26 protein-coding genes, 1 tRNA gene and 1 pseudogene are annotated in these 18,582 nt (G+C 68.8%); 13 read left to right on the top strand and 15 right to left on the bottom strand.

The genetic code is table 11. From position 1 onward, the window contains the following. Positions 1 to 65 precede the first annotated feature (65 nt). Together SM611_RS02720 and SM611_RS02715 are read left to right on the top strand one after the other, a co-directional pair. Complete coding sequence (locus SM611_RS02720) at positions 66 to 680, top strand: carboxymuconolactone decarboxylase family protein (protein WP_371947158.1); 615 nt, start codon at positions 66 to 68, stop codon at positions 678 to 680. A 44-nt stretch (positions 681 to 724) separates the two neighbouring features. Beyond that, positions 725 to 1,381, top strand: a complete 657-nt coding sequence (locus SM611_RS02715) for a PhzF family phenazine biosynthesis protein (RefSeq protein WP_371947157.1) — start codon at positions 725 to 727, stop codon at positions 1,379 to 1,381. Here the strand turns inward: SM611_RS02715 and SM611_RS02710 are convergent. Both SM611_RS02710 and SM611_RS02705 read right to left on the bottom strand, forming a co-directional pair. After that, the gene (locus SM611_RS02710; RefSeq protein WP_371947408.1) at positions 1,297 to 1,749 is read right to left on the bottom strand and encodes an NAD(P)H-dependent flavin oxidoreductase; all 453 of its coding nucleotides are present in this window, start codon (positions 1,747 to 1,749) and stop codon (positions 1,297 to 1,299) included. The two genes, SM611_RS02715 and SM611_RS02710, sit on opposite strands and share 85 nt — an antisense overlap. A gap of 121 nt (positions 1,750 to 1,870) precedes the next feature. Then, a complete protein-coding gene (locus tag SM611_RS02705; RefSeq protein WP_371947156.1) occupies positions 1,871 to 2,614 on the bottom strand; it encodes an SDR family oxidoreductase in 744 nt (247 codons plus the stop codon). An 83-nt stretch (positions 2,615 to 2,697) separates the two neighbouring features. On the opposite strand from SM611_RS02705, the gene SM611_RS02700 reads away from it, so the two are divergent. After that, entirely contained in the window at positions 2,698 to 3,171 is a 474-nt protein-coding gene (locus tag SM611_RS02700; protein WP_371947155.1) for an RrF2 family transcriptional regulator, read from the top strand. A gap of 121 nt (positions 3,172 to 3,292) precedes the next feature. Here SM611_RS02700 and SM611_RS02695 read toward each other — a convergent pair whose 3' ends face one another. Continuing rightward, entirely contained in the window at positions 3,293 to 3,715 is a 423-nt protein-coding gene (locus SM611_RS02695) for a hypothetical protein (RefSeq protein ID WP_371947154.1), read from the bottom strand. Between SM611_RS02695 and SM611_RS02690 the strand changes: the two genes are divergently transcribed. Beyond that, complete coding sequence (locus tag SM611_RS02690) at positions 3,698 to 4,126, top strand: RrF2 family transcriptional regulator (RefSeq protein ID WP_371947153.1); 429 nt, start codon at positions 3,698 to 3,700, stop codon at positions 4,124 to 4,126. The genes SM611_RS02695 and SM611_RS02690 overlap by 18 nt on opposite strands. A gap of 70 nt (positions 4,127 to 4,196) precedes the next feature. Further along, a complete protein-coding gene (locus SM611_RS02685) occupies positions 4,197 to 4,547 on the top strand; it encodes a winged helix-turn-helix transcriptional regulator (RefSeq protein ID WP_371947152.1) in 351 nt (116 codons plus the stop codon). Between the two features lie 231 nt (positions 4,548 to 4,778). On the opposite strand, the gene SM611_RS02680 is transcribed toward SM611_RS02685, so the two are convergent. Further along, the gene (locus tag SM611_RS02680; RefSeq protein WP_371947151.1) at positions 4,779 to 5,276 is read right to left on the bottom strand and encodes a cupin domain-containing protein; all 498 of its coding nucleotides are present in this window, start codon (positions 5,274 to 5,276) and stop codon (positions 4,779 to 4,781) included. Between the two features lie 58 nt (positions 5,277 to 5,334). Here SM611_RS02680 and SM611_RS02675 point away from each other — a divergent pair, with 58 nt between their 5' ends. After that, complete coding sequence (locus SM611_RS02675) at positions 5,335 to 6,045, top strand: TetR/AcrR family transcriptional regulator (RefSeq protein ID WP_371947150.1); 711 nt, start codon at positions 5,335 to 5,337, stop codon at positions 6,043 to 6,045. 25 nt (positions 6,046 to 6,070) lie between these two features. Here SM611_RS02675 and SM611_RS02670 read toward each other — a convergent pair whose 3' ends face one another. Next, entirely contained in the window at positions 6,071 to 6,457 is a 387-nt protein-coding gene (locus SM611_RS02670) for a DUF1622 domain-containing protein (protein WP_371947149.1), read from the bottom strand. A 224-nt stretch (positions 6,458 to 6,681) separates the two neighbouring features. Here SM611_RS02670 and SM611_RS02665 point away from each other — a divergent pair, with 224 nt between their 5' ends. After that, positions 6,682 to 6,819, top strand: coding sequence for a hypothetical protein (locus SM611_RS02665; protein WP_371947148.1), 138 nt, complete (start codon positions 6,682 to 6,684; stop codon positions 6,817 to 6,819). 258 nt (positions 6,820 to 7,077) lie between these two features. Here the strand turns inward: SM611_RS02665 and SM611_RS02660 are convergent, their stop codons facing one another. Genes SM611_RS02660 through SM611_RS02650 form a run of 3 tightly spaced genes read right to left on the bottom strand, consistent with a single transcriptional unit; the run spans position 7,078 to position 8,088 of the window. Next, positions 7,078 to 7,404 (bottom strand): DUF1048 domain-containing protein, encoded by a 327-nt coding sequence (locus tag SM611_RS02660; protein ID WP_371947147.1) that lies wholly within the window; start codon positions 7,402 to 7,404, stop codon positions 7,078 to 7,080. A gap of 1 nt (position 7,405) precedes the next feature. Next, the gene (locus SM611_RS02655) at positions 7,406 to 7,762 is read right to left on the bottom strand and encodes a DUF1048 domain-containing protein (protein WP_371947146.1); all 357 of its coding nucleotides are present in this window, start codon (positions 7,760 to 7,762) and stop codon (positions 7,406 to 7,408) included. Beyond that, positions 7,759 to 8,088, bottom strand: a complete 330-nt coding sequence (locus SM611_RS02650) for a PadR family transcriptional regulator (RefSeq protein WP_371947145.1) — start codon at positions 8,086 to 8,088, stop codon at positions 7,759 to 7,761. Before SM611_RS02650 ends, SM611_RS02655 begins: the two co-directional genes overlap by 4 nt. Positions 8,089 to 8,472: 384 nt before the next feature. Between SM611_RS02650 and SM611_RS02645 the strand changes: the two genes are divergently transcribed. After that, a complete protein-coding gene (locus SM611_RS02645) occupies positions 8,473 to 8,691 on the top strand; it encodes a hypothetical protein (protein ID WP_371947144.1) in 219 nt (72 codons plus the stop codon). On the opposite strand, the gene SM611_RS02640 is transcribed toward SM611_RS02645, so the two are convergent. Further along, complete coding sequence (locus tag SM611_RS02640; RefSeq protein WP_371947143.1) at positions 8,673 to 9,152, bottom strand: CGNR zinc finger domain-containing protein; 480 nt, start codon at positions 9,150 to 9,152, stop codon at positions 8,673 to 8,675. The two genes, SM611_RS02645 and SM611_RS02640, sit on opposite strands and share 19 nt — an antisense overlap. Before the next feature lie 104 nt (positions 9,153 to 9,256). On the opposite strand from SM611_RS02640, the gene SM611_RS02635 reads away from it, so the two are divergent. Further along, complete coding sequence (locus tag SM611_RS02635) at positions 9,257 to 10,123, top strand: alpha/beta fold hydrolase (protein WP_371947142.1); 867 nt, start codon at positions 9,257 to 9,259, stop codon at positions 10,121 to 10,123. 76 nt (positions 10,124 to 10,199) lie between these two features. After that, positions 10,200 to 10,703 (top strand): cysteine hydrolase family protein, encoded by a 504-nt coding sequence (locus SM611_RS02630; RefSeq protein ID WP_371947141.1) that lies wholly within the window; start codon positions 10,200 to 10,202, stop codon positions 10,701 to 10,703. An 11-nt stretch (positions 10,704 to 10,714) separates the two neighbouring features. On the opposite strand, the gene SM611_RS02625 is transcribed toward SM611_RS02630, so the two are convergent. Further along, positions 10,715 to 11,362 carry an NAD(P)H-dependent oxidoreductase gene (locus SM611_RS02625; RefSeq protein WP_371947140.1) on the bottom strand — a complete coding sequence of 216 codons (648 nt, stop codon included), beginning with the start codon at positions 11,360 to 11,362 and terminating at the stop codon, positions 10,715 to 10,717. Further along, a complete protein-coding gene (locus tag SM611_RS02620) occupies positions 11,359 to 12,447 on the bottom strand; it encodes an LLM class flavin-dependent oxidoreductase (protein ID WP_371947139.1) in 1,089 nt (362 codons plus the stop codon). Before SM611_RS02620 ends, SM611_RS02625 begins: the two co-directional genes overlap by 4 nt. 147 nt (positions 12,448 to 12,594) lie before the next feature. Between SM611_RS02620 and SM611_RS02615 the strand changes: the two genes are divergently transcribed. Next, positions 12,595 to 13,071: a MarR family winged helix-turn-helix transcriptional regulator gene (locus SM611_RS02615; protein ID WP_371947138.1), complete on the top strand. Its 477-nt coding sequence runs from the start codon at positions 12,595 to 12,597 to the stop codon at positions 13,069 to 13,071. 869 nt (positions 13,072 to 13,940) lie between these two features. On the opposite strand, the gene SM611_RS02610 is transcribed toward SM611_RS02615, so the two are convergent. Further along, on the bottom strand, positions 13,941 to 14,822 hold the full coding sequence (locus SM611_RS02610; RefSeq protein WP_371947137.1) for an enoyl-CoA hydratase: 882 nt from the start codon (positions 14,820 to 14,822) through the stop codon (positions 13,941 to 13,943). A 762-nt stretch (positions 14,823 to 15,584) separates the two neighbouring features. Continuing rightward, positions 15,585 to 16,274, bottom strand: coding sequence for a LysR family transcriptional regulator substrate-binding protein (locus tag SM611_RS02605; RefSeq protein WP_371947136.1), 690 nt, complete (start codon positions 16,272 to 16,274; stop codon positions 15,585 to 15,587). Between the two features lie 55 nt (positions 16,275 to 16,329). On the opposite strand from SM611_RS02605, the gene SM611_RS02600 reads away from it, so the two are divergent. Next, the gene (locus SM611_RS02600) at positions 16,330 to 16,758 is read left to right on the top strand and encodes a DUF5997 family protein (RefSeq protein WP_371947135.1); all 429 of its coding nucleotides are present in this window, start codon (positions 16,330 to 16,332) and stop codon (positions 16,756 to 16,758) included. A 267-nt stretch (positions 16,759 to 17,025) separates the two neighbouring features. Here SM611_RS02600 and SM611_RS02595 read toward each other — a convergent pair whose 3' ends face one another. After that, positions 17,026 to 17,619, bottom strand: coding sequence for a nuclear transport factor 2 family protein (locus tag SM611_RS02595; protein ID WP_371947134.1), 594 nt, complete (start codon positions 17,617 to 17,619; stop codon positions 17,026 to 17,028). A 32-nt stretch (positions 17,620 to 17,651) separates the two neighbouring features. Between SM611_RS02595 and SM611_RS02590 the strand changes: the two are divergent. Then, positions 17,652 to 18,138, top strand: a pseudogene (locus SM611_RS02590) (Dps family protein). A 304-nt stretch (positions 18,139 to 18,442) separates the two neighbouring features. Here SM611_RS02590 and SM611_RS02585 read toward each other — a convergent pair. Beyond that, positions 18,443 to 18,559 (bottom strand) — tRNA-Ser (locus SM611_RS02585). Positions 18,560 to 18,582 lie beyond the last annotated feature (23 nt).

The raw sequence follows: 18,582 nt of genomic DNA, 5'->3' as shown, positions 1-18,582 counted from the left end.
CGATCTCTCCCTCATTCCCACGACCAGTGCTTCTCAAATCGAAGCAGAGTGGGTAGCCTGCCGGCATGCATCTGAAATCGAAGCAGGTGCCGCGCCTGGCTCCCGTCGAACCGCCCTACGACGCCGACACCGCCCAGGCCCTGCAAGCGCTGGGCCCGCCGATCGCGCTGTTCCGCGTGTTCGCCCGGCGGCCGGACCGGGCCGCGGGCATCCACCACTGGGGCCGGTACTACCTGTCGCGCCGGTCGGCGCTGTCGCTGCGGCACCGTGAGCTGGTGATCGACCGCACCACCGCGCGCTGTGGAGCCGAGTACGAATGGGGCGTCCACATCGCGGAGTTCGCCGAAAAGGCCGGCCTCGACGACGAGCAGATCCGCTCCATCGCCACCGGCGGCCCTGGCGACGCATGCTGGACCGACCCGTCCGACCGCGCGGTCCTGTGTGCCGTGGACGCTTTGTACGGCACCGACGACCTGCAGGACGATCAGTGGCATGACCTCGTGGCGGCCGTCGGCGAGGAGGGCGCCGTCGACCTGTTGCTCCTGTGCGGCTGGTACCACGCGATCTCCTTCGCCGCCCGCGTCCTGCGCCTGCCGCCCGAGCCCGGTACCCCGGCCCTCCCGCCAGTCCCGGTCACGTCCGAGCACGGCCACCGAGACCGCGGCGAGACCGCTCGTTAGAGAGCAGGTGGCCTGGTGCAGACGATTCGCCCACGGGTACGAAAATGACAGCGGATCCTCGGCGGGCGCTGATCGTGCGCGCCTGTTCACGCGGCGGTGCCGGAGGCAGCCCCACCGCCGTCGTCCTGGACGGCGGCCCGTTCACCGCCGAGGAACGCCGCGCGGTTCCGGTGGCGTGCGGCACATCGCATGCCGTGTTCGTCTCCGCGCGAGATGGACGGGCGTCGCTCCGGTTCTTCACCGCGAAGGGTGAACTGCCCGCATGCGGCCATGGGACGGTCGCGGCGCTGGCCGTTCTCGCCGACCGGTCCGGCCTTCCGGAGTACCGGACCACCCTGCACGCGGGCGGCCGTTCATTCGCCGGCCGAGCCGTGCGGCGCGCCGGAGCATTCGAGGCACGGTTCGACCCGGGTCCGGTCACGCTCCGGGAGACCACCGCGTCCGAACGCGACCTGGTCCTTCCCCTCTTCCCGGCGCCCGCCGGGCCGCCCGTCGTCGCATTCGTGGGACGACCCCGGATGCTCATCCCCGTCCCGAGCCGCGCGGGCCTGGCGGCCGTCAGCCCGGATCTCGGGCGTCTGCGCCGGGCATGCGATCGGCTCGGCCTGCTCGGCTGCTACCTCAACACGGTGCCCACAGCAGAGGGGCGCACCGCGGCCCGCATGATAGGTGGTCCCCCATGTCGACGGTCAGTTCGGTGAAGCCCTGGTGCGCCAGGTGGGCGGCCAGGCCGGCGGTACCGTTGGCGTTGGCGATGTCCTCGGGAACGCCGATCGACGGGGCGAACGCGTTCGGACACGGACCCCGGGTGCCCCCAGAACGTCGAGACGACCGCCACGCCCGCCTTCAAGCACGCGGTGAGCAGGTGGTCGACCGGAAAGTCCAGCACCAGGTTCACGCCGAACGGCCGGTCTGTCAGCTCGCGGACCCGCTGGATCCGCCGTACCGCCTCCTGCTCGCTGACCCAGGTCAACGCCAGCATGCCCAGGCCCCCCGCGTTCGAGACCGCTGCGACCAGTTCCGGGGTGACGGCTGATCCGATGGGCGCCTGGACGATCGGCAACTCCATCCCCAGGCGGAGGCACAAGGGCGTCACCAGCGTGTCCGGCATCGAGAGCCTCCTCGAGTCGTTTTTCCGAAGGCGCCGCCGTATCCGCGCCATCGCCCAGGCCGCCGCCGTTCCGGCGGTCCTATCGCTGTGTCGCGAGCCACTCGTCGAATGTGGTCGGCGCGATGCGGGCGCCCTCGCCGGGCATGAGCGCGTTACCCGCCATCGCGGGGCCGAACATCGTCGCCCACGTCGGCACCAGCTTCACCGTGCGGCCGAGCGCCGCGTGGGTGCGCCGGGCCATGTCCACCAGGTCTTGCGGCTCGGGCCCGGCGATGTCCATGTACCGCCCTTGGGGTGGGCCGGTGGCGATCTCGGCGAGGATGTCGGCCACGTCCGCGGGCGCGATCGGCTGGATGAGCAGCGGCGCGATCGCGGCCACCCCGTCCTGCTCGGTCCAGCCGGCCACGCTCGCGGCGAAGTCGTGGAACTGCGTGGCGGGGACGATCGTCCACGGCACCGGCCCCGCGGCGACCAGGCGCTCCTGCTCTCGTTTTCCGGCGTAGTGCGCGTTGCCCTCGACACGGCCGACCCCGGCGATCGACAGCAGCACGTGGTGCCCGACCCCGGCGCGTTCCTCGGCGGCGAGGAGGTTCCGAGTGGCGGCGCCGAAGGAGGCCACCGCCTTCGCGGGGTCGGCCGCCAAGAAATTCGTGGCGTCGACGAGGGACTCGACCCCGGCAAGGCTTGCGTCGAGCCCCTGCCCGGTCACCAGGTCGATGCCGAGCGAGCGGCTGAGGGGCACGACGTCGTGCCCGGCCCGCTGGAGGGCGGCGACGGTAAGGGCCCCGATGTTCCCGGTCGCGCCGGCGACTGCGATCCGCATGGTGTCTCTCCTCATCTCCCGCGTTCGATCGGACGGTATCTCGGACTTCATAGATCCGCAATAACTCCACTAGAATCTGCGTCATGAAGCTGCCGGTGAGCACCGAATGGCTGTTGCATTGCGCCACGACGCTGGCCCAGCTCGGTCCGGGCGCCACGGCTTCGGCGGCCCAGCTCGCGCAGTACCACGGTCTGCCGCAGGCCTATCTGGCCAAGCAGCTCCAGACGCTCGTCAAGAGCGGCGTACTGGCGGCGACCACGGGGCCGCGGGGCGGGTTCCGGCTGGCCCGACCCGCCTCCGAGATCACACTCCTGCACATCGTCGAGGCGGTCGACGGCGCGTCCGCACCGTACGAGTGCCGCGAGATCCGCCAGCAAGGACGAGGGGCGCTGCCCGCCGAGGAGTGCCGACGCCCCTGCATCCTCGCCGAGAAGATGAGGAGCGCGAACGAGGCGTGGCGGCGCAGCCTGGCCGGCACCTCGCTCGCCGACATCCTCGACGCCCTGCCCCCGTCCGCCCATGCCCGCACCCGCCAACGCATGACGGACACGACGTAACCCGGCGGGCTCGCCGCCGGTGAACACCCGCCGTTGAAGTCCGGCGGCAAAGTGCGGATGGTCGGGCGTGCCCACTTACCAGGAGACTGCTGCACCCCGGTCGAAGAGCGGCGTCATGTCGTCATGTCGTCGGGTCGGACTCGGTTCGGGCAGCTCCGATCACGGGCGAAACCCATGCCATCCAGCCGAGATGGACGCCGACCCCGATCACCGCCACCCAGAAAGACCATGTCGCCGCACCGAGGAGCAGCAGGAAGAAGGCGACCAGCCAGGGAAGGTTCCCGTAGGACCACAGCAATGCCATCATCTGAGCCGGTGGTATTCGGTGAACCTTCTTGCGGTAGATGAAGAAGGTCAGCGCAGGGGAAGTCAGGATCGTCACGAACACCAGGGCGGTCGCCCAGCCGTGGTCGGACACTCCGGCACCGAGAAGGTGAGCGCTCGGGGCCACGATCAGCAGCAGCAGCAAGAACGCGAACGCTGAGGATTGCACCGGCCGACGCAGCCAGATGCCGAACAAGGAGTTGTGAGAGTCGGGCTCCATGATGACCGCTACTCCTCTAGGGGGCGACTTTTCGCTGAGGTTGGAGGGCCGGCGGCCTATCTGGCCAAGCAGCTCCAGGCGCTCGTCAAGGGCGGCGTCCTCGCGGCGACGACGGGTCCCCGCGGCGGGTTCCGGCTGGCCCGTCCCGCCTCCGAGATCACACTCCTGCACATCGTCGAGGCGGTCGACGGCGCGTCCTCGCCCTACGACTGCCGCGAGATCCGCCGGCAAGGACGAGGGGCACTGCCCCCCGAACAGTGCCGGGACGCCTGCATACTCGCCGCGAAAATGGCCCGGGCGCACGAAGCCTGGCGAAGCAGCCTCGGCGAAACCTCCCTCGCCGACGTCCTCGCCGGCCTGCCCCCGTCCTCCCGTGCGCGCACCCGCCGACTCTTGACAGGAGCCGCGTAGCTCCAGGAGATGGGCCGGGGCCCGACCCGTATGCTTCGATTAGTGAAGCTGTTCGACGGGACGGGGAGAGATGGCTTCGGCACCGTTGCCGGGCCGGTCGGTTCGCAACTCGGCGAGCGGCCGGCCGATCATGGCGCTACTCGATCTGCTGGGACGCCGCTGGGCCCTGCGTGTCGTATGGGAACTGGTCCAGGCACCGGGAGCCACCTTCCGTCAACTCCAGCAGCACTGCGACGACGTCTCCTCCAGCGTGCTGTCCCAGCGGCTTGGTGAGCTGACCGAGGCGGGCATCGTCCAACGCGCGGAACGCGGCTACGTCCTGACCCCGGATGGCGAAGACCTCGCTGAGGAGCTCCTGCGCCTCAGTCATTGGGCGGACCGCTGGGCGACCCACCTCAAGGAGGACGAAGACCCCGACTGACCGACGTCGTGGCCGTGCTCGGGAACTTCGAGGAGTGCCGGTCGTGGGGGCTTTTCGGCGGCTGGCGGCTGAGCGTAGTCATGGCAGCTGGTATGCGCGGGAAATGGGTCGGCGCGGACGGCCGTCGACGTCCGGTCCGCTGGGGTGGTGACACCGCAAGTCCGCGGTCGAGGTGTTGGTGCGGGTTGCGGGGTACGGGGGAGTCCGCTCACGGTGACCGATTGGCCGCGGCTATGAGTGGTCGTGGGTGTTCGGCGGCGGGCCGAGGATCTCGATGTGGTGGCGTGCGGCGGCGTGGCCGAGGGCCGCGGGATCGAACGGTCCCGGGTCGGGGAGGCGGCGTTCGTGGGCCGGCGCGCCGACGTCGGCGGCGAAGTCCTCGAAGCCGGACGGTGTGGTGATCTGGAGGCAGCGCAGTGGTTCCCCTGGGTCGACGACGAAGGTGTGGGGCAGTCCGACCGGTAGAAGGACGAAGTCTCCGGGGTGGGCTGTGAGTTCCTCTCCGTCGCACAGGAAACGCGCCGTGCCGGACAGGATGTAGAACATCTCGTCTTCTTCCAGATGCCGGTGCAGGGGCGGAGCGAAGCCGGCCGGGTTGAGGAATTCTGCCACGGTGAGCCGGCCTCGGGTCTGTGCTCCCGCGGCCTTGACGGTGACGAGGTTGCCGAGGAACCACATCGCCTGGCCCTCGGCGCTTCCCAGGACATAGGGACGGTTGGTGGAAGGCATGGCCGCCTCCTCTTTCAAGAGACCGTGTCTAGTCAATATGACGCTAGTATGCTGGGCCATGGGCGTCAACAGCGGTTCGGCCGGCCGTGGGCGGCGACGGTATGAGTCGCCGCTGCGCGATCAGCAGGCCAGGCAGACCCGGCGAGCCATCGTCGCGGCGGCGACTCGGCTCTTCGTCGCCCGAGGTTATGCGGGTACCTCCCTCGCCGACATCGCCGCGCACGCCTCGGTGGCACGGCCGACCGCCTTCGCGGCGTTCGGGTCCAAGGCCGCATTGCTCCGGGAGGTGGTGGACCAGGCGCTGGCAGGCGACGACGAGCCGGTACCGGTCGCCGATCGGCCCTGGTTCCGGCCAGTGCGGGAAGGGCGGACGCCCGAGGCGGTCTTGGCCGCCTATGCCGAGGTCTGCCGCATCATCGGCGGGCGCGCCGCGGACGTCTTCGAGGTAGTGCGCCAGGCTGCGGACGAAGGCCCCGAGCTGGCGGGTCTCTGGGAGGAGATGGAGCGCAACCGGCGCGCTGGAGCCGCCATGGTGATCGACCGGATTGCCGAAATCGCGCCCGGGTCGTACCGCCTCGATCGCGATCGCGCCGTGGACGTCGTCTGGATGTTCAACGATCCTTCCCACTACCGGTCCCTGGTCCGGGCGCGGGGCTGGGGCGAGCGGGAGTACACCGCCTGGATCGCCGACCACATGCACCATGGCCTCGGCCTCGACGTGGCCAGGCCCGTGCCCGGAGACCCGGTACGGGACGACGATGACACATAGCGAGGCGACCGCGGCGGCAGCCGTTCTATCCCGCTGATCGGGTGTCCGGCTGCCGCAGCCCGGCGGACGTGGGCCGCTGCCACGGCCATCGCCCTTCGAGTTCGACTTCCAGGGAGAAACTCAGGAAGGTCCGGACCACGACGATCGCCGCGAGGACGCCGACGCTGGAGAAACTGGGGGAGACCGCGACGGTGCGGATGATGTCACCGGCGACCAGGAACTCCAGCCCGAGCAGGATCGCGCGTCCGAGGCTCTGCCGGTATCGCCGGTACGCGACGGCGAAGTCGTCTTCACGGCGCACCAGCCATCGCGCGAACAGTCCCGTCGCAGCGAGGGCGCCACAGATCATGACGACCACTCCCGCGATGTCGACCGCCTTCCCGACGACCTCGATCGCCCCCTCGAACTCCACGCCATCTCCTCAGGTCAATGCCGTCGGCAACAGTCGACCCCGCCCTGGGGAACGCTTGTCTCGACCGGCCGGACGGCGAAGGCATCCGGCTCTGGCCGCGGGAGGCGGAGTCCCATATGGCACACGCACCGCACCCGCCGACGGCGCCGGTGACCCGATACGCCTGGCCGGCGCGGGCACACCAAGCGGGTCCGCGCCGAGTCCTGCGGCCCGGCGGCCGACGCGTGCGCGCCCAGCTTACGCTTGGTCTCGGCGTCAAGATCAGCCATGCAGGGTCGATCGCCCCGGACGCCGCCCGCAACGTCGAGGCCGGCGGTGTCGCCGACCGGGTCGACGTACGCCACAGCGAAGTGTTCGCCTGACCGGCGAGAGGCGGCCGGGATGTCGATGCCGATGAGGCGGAAGGCCGACTCGGCGATTGGAATGCGGGCTGCGCCGGCAGGGGCGAGTGCCGTGCCAGATGGTCGCGCCGAGGATTTCGCCGCCCGGCCGCCCGCTGAAGGCGGGCGCGACCGCGATGGCGGCTCCGGCGGGGAGACGGCCGACGCGCGCGGGGCCGGTGTTCAGCGTCGGCTGCCCACCGAAGGACCGGGCGGGCGCCGGTCGAGGGGTGGGTGCCGCTACTTCCCGGTCGTGCGGGTCTTCTTCTTGGTGGATGCCTGATAGACGTCCGCGTAGGTCGGCGAGTCCTTGATCAGGTCGTCGCAGAAGGCGGCGACGTCCTCACCGATGAGTTCCAGGACTAGCCTTCCGGACGCGGCGCCCTCCTCGAAGAAATCGACGAGCCCCCCGAGCAGATTCCCGTCGGCCAGGTCGACGGGTCCGACCTTGAAGAAGTACCGCTGGATCTCCTTGTAGACGATCTGGTAGTCCGGCGGGAGCGCGTCAACCCGTGCCATGTGCGCCCGCCACTGCTTCTTGCCCTCGATGATGTCCCGGATGCTCACGTCAGCCTCCCAGCCGGCCGAGTTTCCTTGCGACGTTCCTGTTCAACTGCTCGCGCCACCGGTCGCGGTAGCTCCGAGCCCCTTCTCCGCCGGCGAGCGCCGCGCTGAACCCCGCGATATCGTCGCCGAGCACCTCCTGCACGATCTGCCCCTCGGCCGCCGCCTCTTCGAGCAGCCCCAGAGCCGCGTCGAAAATCGGCATCAGGTTCCGGCCGGTGAAGTCCGAGTAGTGGTCGAGGTGGCCCCTGATCTCTTCCCATGCCGCCCGGTAGTCGGCGGGCAGCGCCTCGGCCCGGGCTTCGAAGGTCTTCCATTCCTTGGTGAGATCGCTGCCTGTCACGGTCTCCCAGAACTTCATGTGCCGCCCTCCTTGAGTTTGTCGATCCGCGATGTGACGTACTCCCATTTCGCCCAGAACGTTGCGAGTTCTTCGCGCCCCGCGTCGTTGAGCGCGTAGAACTTGCGCGGCGGGCCCACCTCGGACGGCCGTTTCGTCACCTGGACGAGTCCGTTCTTCTCCAGCCGCTGCAAGATGGTGTAAACCGTTCCTTCGACGACGTCGGCGAAGCCGAGGTCGTTCAGCCGGCGCGTGATGGCGTACCCGTAGGTCTCCTCGCCGCCGATGATTTCGAGGACGCAGCCCTCAAGCGTGCCCTTGAGCATCTCCGTCATCTGCTTGTCCATGACCACCCCCTCTCAGCTACTCAGTAGCGCTGACTACCGGTACAAAGTATCACTCATTACCGGTACATAGCAACACCGAGTAGCTCGCGCGCCGTGACTGCATGCGCGTGAGCGCGGGCGGGTGGTGAGCCGACGATGGGGCGTTGTCCGGGGAGTTCGTAGCGGCGGGTGCGTTCGCGCAGGTCCATGGCGGTGCCCCAGGGCCAGGGGCTTTGAACAATCCCCAGTCCAGGGGATGGGTGGTCATGACCTGCGGGCGTGGAACCGGCTGCGGTGACCAGCCCCAGGCCCAGCGGTGCGATCGCCACGGCGTGGTGCTGGGTGGACTCGGGCAGGCGGCGTTGCAGGTCGAGGCCCATCCGCCTCTGGGGGCACATCCGACGGATGTCGCTGTTGTTGAACCCGGCGGTGCATGCCATATGCATCCGGCCGGTGCTCGGTCGCGTCGCCGCCCCGCGCACGATCACGGCCGTGGACCGCCGCGGCACGGTGGTGTTCAACAAGTACGTGCAGCCGAACGCCGTCAGCGAACAGGCGGCGATCGCCGTGCACGGCATCCCGACGGTAATGCCAGTGAGTGTGGATCAGCGGGTGCGTTCGTAGTGGCGGCGGGCTTTTTCGCGGTTGCCGCAGACGGCCATTGAGCACCAGCGGGCGCGGTTGGCGCGGCTGCGGTCGAGCAGGAACAGCTGGCACTCGCTGTTGGCGCAGGGGCGTAGTCGGCCGGGTAGCTGTTTCTCGGTGGCGGCCCAGGCGAGCACCATCTCGACGGCCAGCCGGGCGTGCGGGGGTGCCTGGACCGTCCATTCAAGACCGTCCGAAGTGATCTCCGGAGTCTGGCGGACCCCATCGAGCAGCGGCTTCAGCGCGTCGGGCGCGCGTTCCCCGCGTACGACGTCTTGCAGGGCGTCCCGGGCCGCGCGCAGCAGCGCCAGTTCGGCGAGGCTGCCGTCGCCGCCGTGCTCGCGCGCCCAGCGGGTGCCCGTGGCAGGGTCGCCGAGCGCGTCCTGCTCCCTTCCGCTGACCAGCGGCCTGCTGTTGAGCAGGTCCAGCAGGGCGTCCATCGGATACCACCTTCTCTAACCAGATTAGGTCGCTTGACAGGTTAGCTCATCACGTGCTTGCATGCCGAATACCTAACCACATCAAGCCTGGAAAGAGGTTAGAAATGAGCTCGGTGCACCACCGGACCGCCACCATCGACGGCCATGAGATCTTCTACCGCGAGGCCGGCCCCGTCGACGCCCCCGCGATCGTCTTGCTGCACGGCTACCCGACCAGCTCGTTCATGTTCCGCGAACTCATCCCGCTGCTGGCCGACAAGTACCACGTCATCGCGCCGGACCACCTCGGCTTCGGTCTCTCCGACGCCCCCCTCACCGACGAGTTCACCTACACCTTCGACGCCCTCGCCGACCTCACCTCCGCACTGCTCGACCACCTGCGCCTGGACCGCTACGCCCTCTACGTCCAGGACTACGGCGCCCCCATCGGATGGCGCCTCGCACTCCGGCACCCCGAACGGATCACCGCCCTCGTCACCCAGAACGGCAACGGCTACGAGGACGGTTTTGTCGAGTCGTTCTGGACCGACGTGTGGGCCTACGGGGCGAACCCCGGCCCCGACACCGAACCCGCCGTCCGCGCCGCGCTGGGCATCGACGCCATCCGCTGGCAGTACCTGCACGGCGTGCCCGACCCGAGCCTGGTCAGCCCGGACACCTGGGAGCACGACTTCGCCCTGGTCTCCCGTGAAGGCAACGACGAGGTCCAGCTGGCGCTGTTCCGCGACTACCACAACAACCGCCCGCTCTACCGGCTGCTGCACGAGTTCCTGCGCACCAGCCAGGTCCCGGTGCTCGCCGTATGGGGCCGCAACGACGAAATCTTCGGCCCGGCCGGCGCGCAGGCCTTCGCCCGCGACGCCAAGGACGCCGAGGTGCACCTGATCAACGGCGGCCACTTCCTGCTGGAGAGTCACCTGGACGTCGTCGCGGGTTACTTGCGCGGCTTCCTCGGGCGCGTGCTGGGCTGACCTCCCGCTTTCACGGCAGGTTGATTCCGGCTGGTCGTTCACATGAGAAAGTGCTCCAGAACTGGGAGTACAGGGCTTGCTGAAGGTCCTGTCCGCGCCGGGTTCTGGAGCACTTTCCCGAGTGAAGACCACCGGCCGCAAGGCCAAGATCGTGGTGTCCGGGAACGCCACACCTCCGTGCTACCGGAGGTCGCGCACATCGCCGCAGAGAAGATCGCCGCATACCTGCTGCGCGCGGCTGGTGTGGTGCCTGGCCCCGCCCGGCGCCGAGCCGCACTCGGGCGGGCCTGGTGCGGCGCCGGTCGACCGCTCCGCGCCCCGAACCGGCGTGGCCCGCGTCCGGGCGCGGCCTGCTGTCCGGGGTCGCGTCGATAACACGGCTTCCGAAGAGAACCTCAACGGCACGCTCGCGCTGGCCAAGACCGCGAAGCTGTTCCACCTACCGCTGATCGTCACCGCCGCTCCCGAGGACTTTCCCGCAGGTCCTCCCTACCCCGAACTCGCCCAGGTCCTCGGCGACACTCCCGTCATCCACCGTCCATCACTTTCTCCTTGGTTGTGGCCCTTGCGGTCACCGTGACGCGGCTGGTGTCAGTCAGCGGGCCTCCCGCGAGTCGCCACGAGCGTGAGGATGTCGCTCACGTCCTCGACGGCCATCTCGATGCGGCTGTAGACGCGCGGAGTGAGGAGCGTGGTGCCGTCGAAGTCGCCGGAGGATGCGAAGACGGCGACCGGGAGGGTCATCGATTGGAAGAATCCGAACAACGGGCGAAGGGCGTGTTCCAGGACCAGCGCGTGGTGATCCCCGCCGCCGGTGGCGGTGAGGAAGACCGGCTTGTTCGCGAGGGCGTACTGGTCGACCAGGTCGAAGAAGTGCTTGAACAGGCCGGTATATGAGCCGCGGAACACCGGGGTGGCGGCTACGAGCAGGTCGGCTTCCTCGGCGCGGCGGAGCGCGTCCTCGATCTCGGGGGCGATGCCCTCCCTCTCGAAGGCTCCGGTGAAGGCGGGGCCGAGCCGGTAGACGTCGATCCGGGTGTGCTCGACCGCGACGTCGTGGGCGGCGAGCACACTGGTGAGTGTTCGCAGCACGACGCCGACCAGTCCGACGGTCTTGGACTTCTCGCTCGGGCTGCCGTTGACGACCACCACCCGCAGTGTCCGAGCCTCCTCCTGGGAGGGGGCACGGCCGGTGCGGCCGTCGATGAGAGCCCGCTGGTCGCTCACGGCGGTGGTCATGCCGCCTGCTCCTTTCGGGAGCCGACCTCGCGGCGTACGACGGGGGCGACCTCGGTGCCGAGGAGTTCGATCGCCTCGAGGACGTCCTTCTGCGGCATCCCGCCGAAGCCGATCTGGATCAGGGCGCGGTCCAGGCCGTAGATCTCGTGGTAGGCCAGCAGCTTCTCGATGACCTCACCCGGGCTGCCGACGACGAGTCCGGCGTTGGGGGAGGTCTGGGCTTGGAAGGCGGCCCGCGGCATCGCGAACCCGCGGCCACGCTGGTGGTTGTTGGCCATCATGCCCTGCGCGAAGTAGGGGTACATCGTGTCGCGGGCGCCCTGGCTCGTACGTCCGACGTAGCCGTGAAGGTTGATGCTGGTGCGCAACGTGGCGGGGTCGTGCCCGGCCTGCTGTGCGGCTTCTCGGTACAGGTCGATGGTCTGCTGGTGACTTGTGATCGGCCCGAGCAGCAGCGCCATGGCCATGGGGAGGCCGAGCCGGCCGGTGCTGATGGCGGAGGCGGGGGTTCCTCCGACGCCGACCCAGATCGGCAGCTCCTCCTGCATCGCGCGAGGACCGATGTCGGCGGCGTCCAGTGCGGGGCGGAACCGTCCGCTCCAGGTGAGCGGGTTCTGCGCGCGGATCCGTAGCAGCAGGTCGAGCTTCTCGCGGTACAGGTCGGCGTAGTCGGCCAGGTCGTAGCCGAAGAGCGAGAAGGACTCGGTGTAGGAGCCGCGGCCGGCGATGATCTCGGCCCGGCCTCCGGAGAGCTGGTCGAGTGTGGCGAACTGTTCCCAGACCCGCACCGGGTCGTCGGAGCTGAGCACGGTGACCGCGCTGGTCAGTCTGATGCTCGTGGTGGCCTGGGCGGCCGCGGCCAGTACGACGGCGGGGGCCGAGCCGACGAAGTCGGTGCGGTGGTGCTCGCCGACGGCGAACAGGTCGAGCCCGACCTCGTCGGCGAGCCGCGCCTGCTCGATGGTTTCCCGGGCGCGCTGGTGCGCGGAGGGAAGCGTGCGGGTATCGGGGTCCGCGGTGATCTCGGCGAACGTCATGAAGCCGATCTCGAAGGGGGATCGCTCCCCGGCGACGGTGGTGGGCAACGTGCTCTCCTCACGGTCCTCGTGCGGACGCCGTTCGGTGTCCTGACCATAACAAGATGTCTGCGCAGGCAGATATTCCCCCGGACGTCCTGCCTGCGCAGACATATACGCCCGGCGATGAGGACGCGGTCGCGGTACGCTTCGGGGGTGGCGGCTCCACTTCTGAGCGACCTTGAGAACGAGGCCTGGCAGGGCTTCCTCTATGCCCACGACCGCATCTGGCGTGAGATCGAGGCAGGGATCGCGCCGCTGGGCGTGAGCATGGCCGAGTACAGCGTCCTGTCCCTGCTCGGCCGAGCCGGTCGCTCCGGCATGCGGATGTCCGAGCTGGCCAGGGATCGGCTGATGTCGACCGGTGGTTTCACCCGGCTCGCCGACCGGCTGGAGCGCCGCGGGCTCATCGAGCGTCAGCGTGTGGCCGGGGACGGGCGCGGCTACGTCGCCGTCCTGACACCCGATGGGCGCAACCTCCTGCGCAAGGCATGGAAGCGGCAGCATGCCGACGTGCGCCGACTCTTCCTCGACCGCCTCGATGACGACGACCTGCGCGACCTCACGCGGATCTGGTCACGCCTCGGGTCGGAGAGCGACGAGGGCGCCGGCCTCGATGCCGCGGAAACGTAGGCGGGGTCGGCGAGCGACCAGCCCCCTAAACCGGCTGCGGTCCGGGTGATCGCGCTGCCGCCCGGGTTGTTCGCCGACGTGTGGCCCAAGGTGCTGGCCTCGTGGAGGGGCGGCGCCGACTCCGTCGAGTACCTGAGCCGCCACTACTGAGCGCGGCACCGGCCTGACTATTCCTGTGAGGCTTCAATATCCGAACCTGGGCTTTGGCCCGGGGTTCCGTGTGGTTCCGGATGTGGTGGTCGTTATGCGATCGGCGCAGATCTTCAGGAACCGAAACCGCTGGGCGCGGTCGTCCAGTCCATCAGCAGATTCCGGGCCCGTTGCGCCGCCCACGCGCCCGTCGGGTCGCGGGTGGAGTCCAGCACGCCGGAAGCCTGGGCTCGCAGAAACGTGCTCCAGAAGGTTGTCGGACCGGCGTGGTGCCGGCTCCACACCGGCGCGGCGCAGGATCCGCCAGACGGTAGCCGCGGAGATCCGGCGGCCGAGCCCGATCAGCTCGCCGTGGACGGGCCGGTGACCTCAGCCGGGTTCTCACCGGCCAACTGCAGCACCAACTGGCGGATCTTCTGCCGGAGTGGTGGCCGGCCGGGCGCCTTACGCGGGTGGGTCCATTTCCTGGCGACCAACTCCCGGTGCCACTGCGCCAAGGTGGGCGGCGTCACCATGAGGCGAAAGCCCCTTCGGAGCCCTGGTGGCCGAATGATGCTGTTTCATGGAATTCTCCCTTCGCTGCCCTTCGGGTCCCGAGGCGATCACCGAACTCGCCGAACACGCCGGCGGGCGCCATGCGTCATCGCGGCCCGTGGCACTCGGCCCCACGCTCGCCCCGGCACTCGCTCCTCCCGTCCGCGAATTTCGCCTCACAGAACTCAGGAATCCGTCTGCGGCAGTTCCCAGATGTCAGCGACCAGCGGAAAGCCCGCGGGGTCGATATAGGAGCCGTTGTTCACGATCCGGTTGTTGGCGTGGCCGAGGGTGTGCAGGCTGAAGGCCGCCTGCAGCGCGTTCCACTGACCCTGGAACTCCAGGGTCTGATTCACGGCCCTCTTGGCCATCTTCAGCCCGGCAGTGGGGCGGGTCGCGATCCGCTCGGCGAGGGCCAGCGTGACCGACTCCAGGTCGGCTCGGGGGGCCACCCGGCTGACCATGCCGATTTCCTTGGCCTCCGCCGCCGTCAAGACGTCGCCTGTGAGCAGCAACTCCTTCGCACGGCGCGCACCGAACTCCCACGGATGCATGAACAACTCGACAGCGCTCATCCCGAACGCCGTGACCGGGTCGGCGAAGCGCGCGTCCTCACTGGCCACGATCAGGTCGGTGGGCCACATGATCATCAATCCGCCGGCGAACACACGCCCCTGAACCGCGGCGATGCTCGGCTTGGGGAAGTTGCGCCAGCGCCAGTGCAGTTGCAGGAAGACCTCGTTCTCCCAGGCCATATCGCCCTCGACGCCGCCGAGCCCCAGTCCGCCCTCCAACGTCACCTGGTCCATGCCGTCGGTGCTGAAGAGCCCATCGACGTCGTGACCCATCGAGAAGTCCTGGCCCTCCGCGGCGAGGACGAACACGGAGATCGAGTCGTCGGCCGCGGCACGCCGGTAGGCGGCGTCGAGCTGGTAGAGCAGGTGGACGTCCTGCAGATTCCCGGTCTCGGACCGGGTGAGCGTCGCACGGGCGACTCGCTCGGCGGGGACGTCGTAGGTCACGCGGTCACCGAGCTTCACCGGCTCGGGCAGGGTGCTGCCGGTCATGTGATCCGTCCTTTCGCAGTGTTGCGGGCGCTGGGCCCCTCACGTTCGCGGTGGCGACCGGCCTCCCGGGCGTGCGCCACCAGGACGCCGGCGTCGGGATGAGCGAGGAGACCCATGGAGATCGCCCTTCCTCGTCGCTGGAGTACCCGAACAACCTGCCTGTGCAGACACTTATTCCGAAGTGGGGCCGTCCTGGGACGCCAGTTGTCCGCAGGCGCATGACCCCGAGGTGGTGCGGGATGCCTGCTCTCAGGACGCGCCCCCCGTACCCGCGCCATCGCCTGCGTTCTGCCCTCCTGCCCCAACTGGCCCGTCAATCCGCTGAAGACGCCGCCATCGTCCTGAACGCCGACCAGCACCCAGGACACTCATCCGGCGCGACCGTCACCGAATTGCCCGGCCACACCCAACCTGGCGGCCTCGCAGGCCCCAGCGCCGACTCCGGACTACCCAACGGCCGCAGCGGCAAGACGTCCGAGACCGACACCGCCATTGAGGCGTCCTTGCGGCCGAATTGGACGACGGGACCGGGCCGAACATGCCGCCAGCGCGGGACAATGCTGCGAGTCGGTCCGGATGTGCCGCCGCATGCCATGAGGCCGTGCTGTCCGCGGTCATCGGCGGCGCATTGGTCCTCGATGGCTCAACGGATCGAGCTTGCCCCGTTCCACGGACACCACCCGATCTGAGTTGATCTCGATCAACTTGGATGCCCCCTCCACCTGGGAGATGGCGTGGTGTTGTCGGTGAGTACGGCTCTCGTCACCGCCGACGGCGCTTCTGGCGGCGGTGCTTGGAGGCGGAGCGCTGCTGCGGTGGCGGTGGCTTCTGACGGGTGGGCTGTTGCCGGGGATTGCGGCCACGGGAGCTGTTGGGGGTGCGGCCGCGGACGATGCCGATCAGTTCCTCCATGAGGTCGGTTGTCACGGCCGCGAGCCAGGCCAGGCCGATCTGGGACTGAGGAGCGTCGGTCACGGTTCGGTAGGTGAGGTCTTTGCGATGGTGGAGGCGGGCCAGAGACTGCGGGAGCAGCAGGACACCGGCTCCCGACGCCACCAGCTCGATCGCGCCGGCGGTGCTCTCAGGACGGGTGAAGGCAGGCTGCCCGGGGCGGTCATCCCAGGTCAAGACCTCGTCGAGTGGCTCGAACACGTCCTCGTCGGCGAGATCGGCGAGCTCCACCTCCTCCACTGCGGCCACCGCGTGGTCCTTGGGGACCACGACCACGGTCGTCTCCAGGTACAGCGGGATAACATGGAGGCCCTCGCGGTCGACGGGCAGGCGTACGAACGCCGCGTCCACGCCACCGTTCCACAGCAGGGGGACAACGTCGGTCGCCGGCATCTGCAGCAGGCGAAGCGGCACCTCCCGGACCCGCTCGGCCCACACCCCGGCCCACTTCCCTGGCGTCACCCCCGGCACGTAGGCCAGCCGGAACTCCCCATCGGTCACACCGCCACCCTAGTCACGTCCAGGCAGCTCCCTCCCGCTGGCTACCCTTGAGGTCATGGGCACGTCCAAAGCAAAGACCCCGCAGACCATGAAGTCCGCGACCGCGGCCAAGAAGCTGGGAATCCTGCTGTCGGCGGCACCCGCCGAGTTCCAGGAAGGTCCTGTCTCCCGGGACGAACTGAACGCGCTCCAAGCCGACCCGCCCTCATGGCTGGCGAACCTGCGCCGTGAGGGGCCCCACCCCCGCCAGGTCATCGCCGCCAAGCTCCGCGTCTCCGTCTCAGGTCTGGCCCGCGCCGGCGTCACGGGCCCCCTCACGACGGCCGAGATCGAGAACCTGAAGGCCGAAAGGCCCGACTGGCTGGAACGCGAGCAAGCCGTCCAAGCCGAGGTCCGCAAGGAGGAACTCCGCCTCAAGCAGCAGCGTGCCCAAGGCCTGACAGACGGGATTGCCCCGGCCGCGCGCACCGCTGCTCGCAAGTAGGACGCGTGGGTCAAGGCGCCCTGCACTCTCAGCAAGCGCAGCGCCCGAGGCCGCGTACACCTCATACAGGCGGTCGGGTTCCGCGGATGGCCGTGCCGAGGCCGCAGCCGCTCCGCGACCACCTCAGCGACCACATCGTCGCCCTGGTCCTGACCACCACTGATCTGGCCATGCCCCTCCACCGCCGACTCCACTGACGGCCCTACCTCGTCCACGAGGCGTTGACGACGGGCGATGGCACGCATCAAGCCTGACTCTTGATACAGGTCAGGTTCCCGGCTGCGAGGGCGAGTGCGCCCAGCGGTCTGCCAGCAGCCTGAAGCTGGGCACGTCGTCGAGCGATATCGAGTATTCGTAGGTGCGTTCATAGCCGATGGCACTGATGCGCCACCCGCCGTCCGCGCAGCGCCGATACGTCTCCTCGTAGAAGGCGGATCCGCGGATCAGCACCCGGAATGCCTTGGCGATGACGGTGTCCTCCAGGCACCAGGTGCCCTCGGCTCTGTCGCCGTCGACCCGGATTTCGGGTTGGCCCGCGCAGTGCACCGTGGTGATCTCGGGACCGAGATTGTCACGCATGTAGTCGACGATGGCATCGCGGCCTTCCAAGCGCAGCGGCTCGCCGACCGCGCGGGTTCCGTAGGCGCCCAGAGCGTCCTCGGTGAGGGTGTCGGCGAACCCGTTCCAGTCCTTCAGGTCTAGGCAGCGCAAGTAGCGGTACTTCACCTGACGGATCTCTTCCAGGGCATTCAGATCCATGCGAGGCAGCTTGCTCTTCACCGCGGCCGTTGACAAGAACGCGTTCTGGTTTCCGAGGCGTCCCTCCCGCTCGGCGTTCGGCACGTCGGCCAGCACTGTCACACCGGGTTCCCCGCAGGGGCTGAAGTCAGCGCATCCAACGGTTCGGTACCCGTGGAGCAATGTACGCTTGCCAGCGGCTGAACAAGGTCTTGGCCGACACTCAGATCCTGTACGGCCTTTAATAAGAAGCACCATTGGCTGATGCGCGGCGCGACCTTCTACCAGCTGCACCTCGTCCTGGACAAGCACGCAGGCGAGCAGCTCGAAATCGTCGACACCATCGCCGAACGCATCCAGTCCCTGGGCGGCGTCGCGGTGGGCGATGCCAGGCACATCGCGGAGATCACCTCGATCCCGCGGCCTCCGGACGGCGTCGCGGAAATGCCGGCCATGCTGTCACGGCTGCTGGAGGCCCACGAGACCATCCTCGTCCAAGCCCACGACGCCGCCACCCGAACCGCCGAGATGGGCGACGACGGCGGCAACGACCTGCTGGTCTCCCAGGTGATCAGAACCGGCGAACAGCAGTCCTGGTTCCTGGTCGAACACCTGGTCGACACTCCGCTGGTCCGTATCTGAACGCCCGGCAACGGCTGCACCGAGCCTCGCGGACCTGCCGGCTCGGTGCAGCCGAGGGACGGCCCCCTCAGCGCGGTAGACGCCAAACCGTATGCGCGGCCGGCCGGAGCAAGTGATCAAGACGGTGGCATGGACCGACAGGTGAAGCGATCCGGTCACGGTGCGGGCGGCCGTCGTGGAAGCGGGGTTGACCAGGCCCGATCCGTGCCCGCGAGCATCCATCGAGCAACCACGGGAACGAAGTCGGACCAAGCTGGCATGGGGCAAAGCAGGGCAATCTCGTGTTTGCCCCGGTCAGGGGTAGTGGGTCGCGTGGGACTCGAACCCACAACCTACGGATTAAAAATCCGAAATCGTCGTGTCGAAACGGATTGCACAGTGGCATTGAATGCCGATCCGTCCTCAATTCACCCGATTTCCCTGCTGCCAATGTCACTACATGCC

This window comes from Actinomadura monticuli, assembly GCF_041463655.1.
Lineage (GTDB): Bacteria > Actinomycetota > Actinomycetes > Streptosporangiales > Streptosporangiaceae > Spirillospora > Spirillospora monticuli.
Note: the sequence above shows the minus strand (reverse complement) of the source record. Positions and strands in the feature narration are given on the sequence as shown.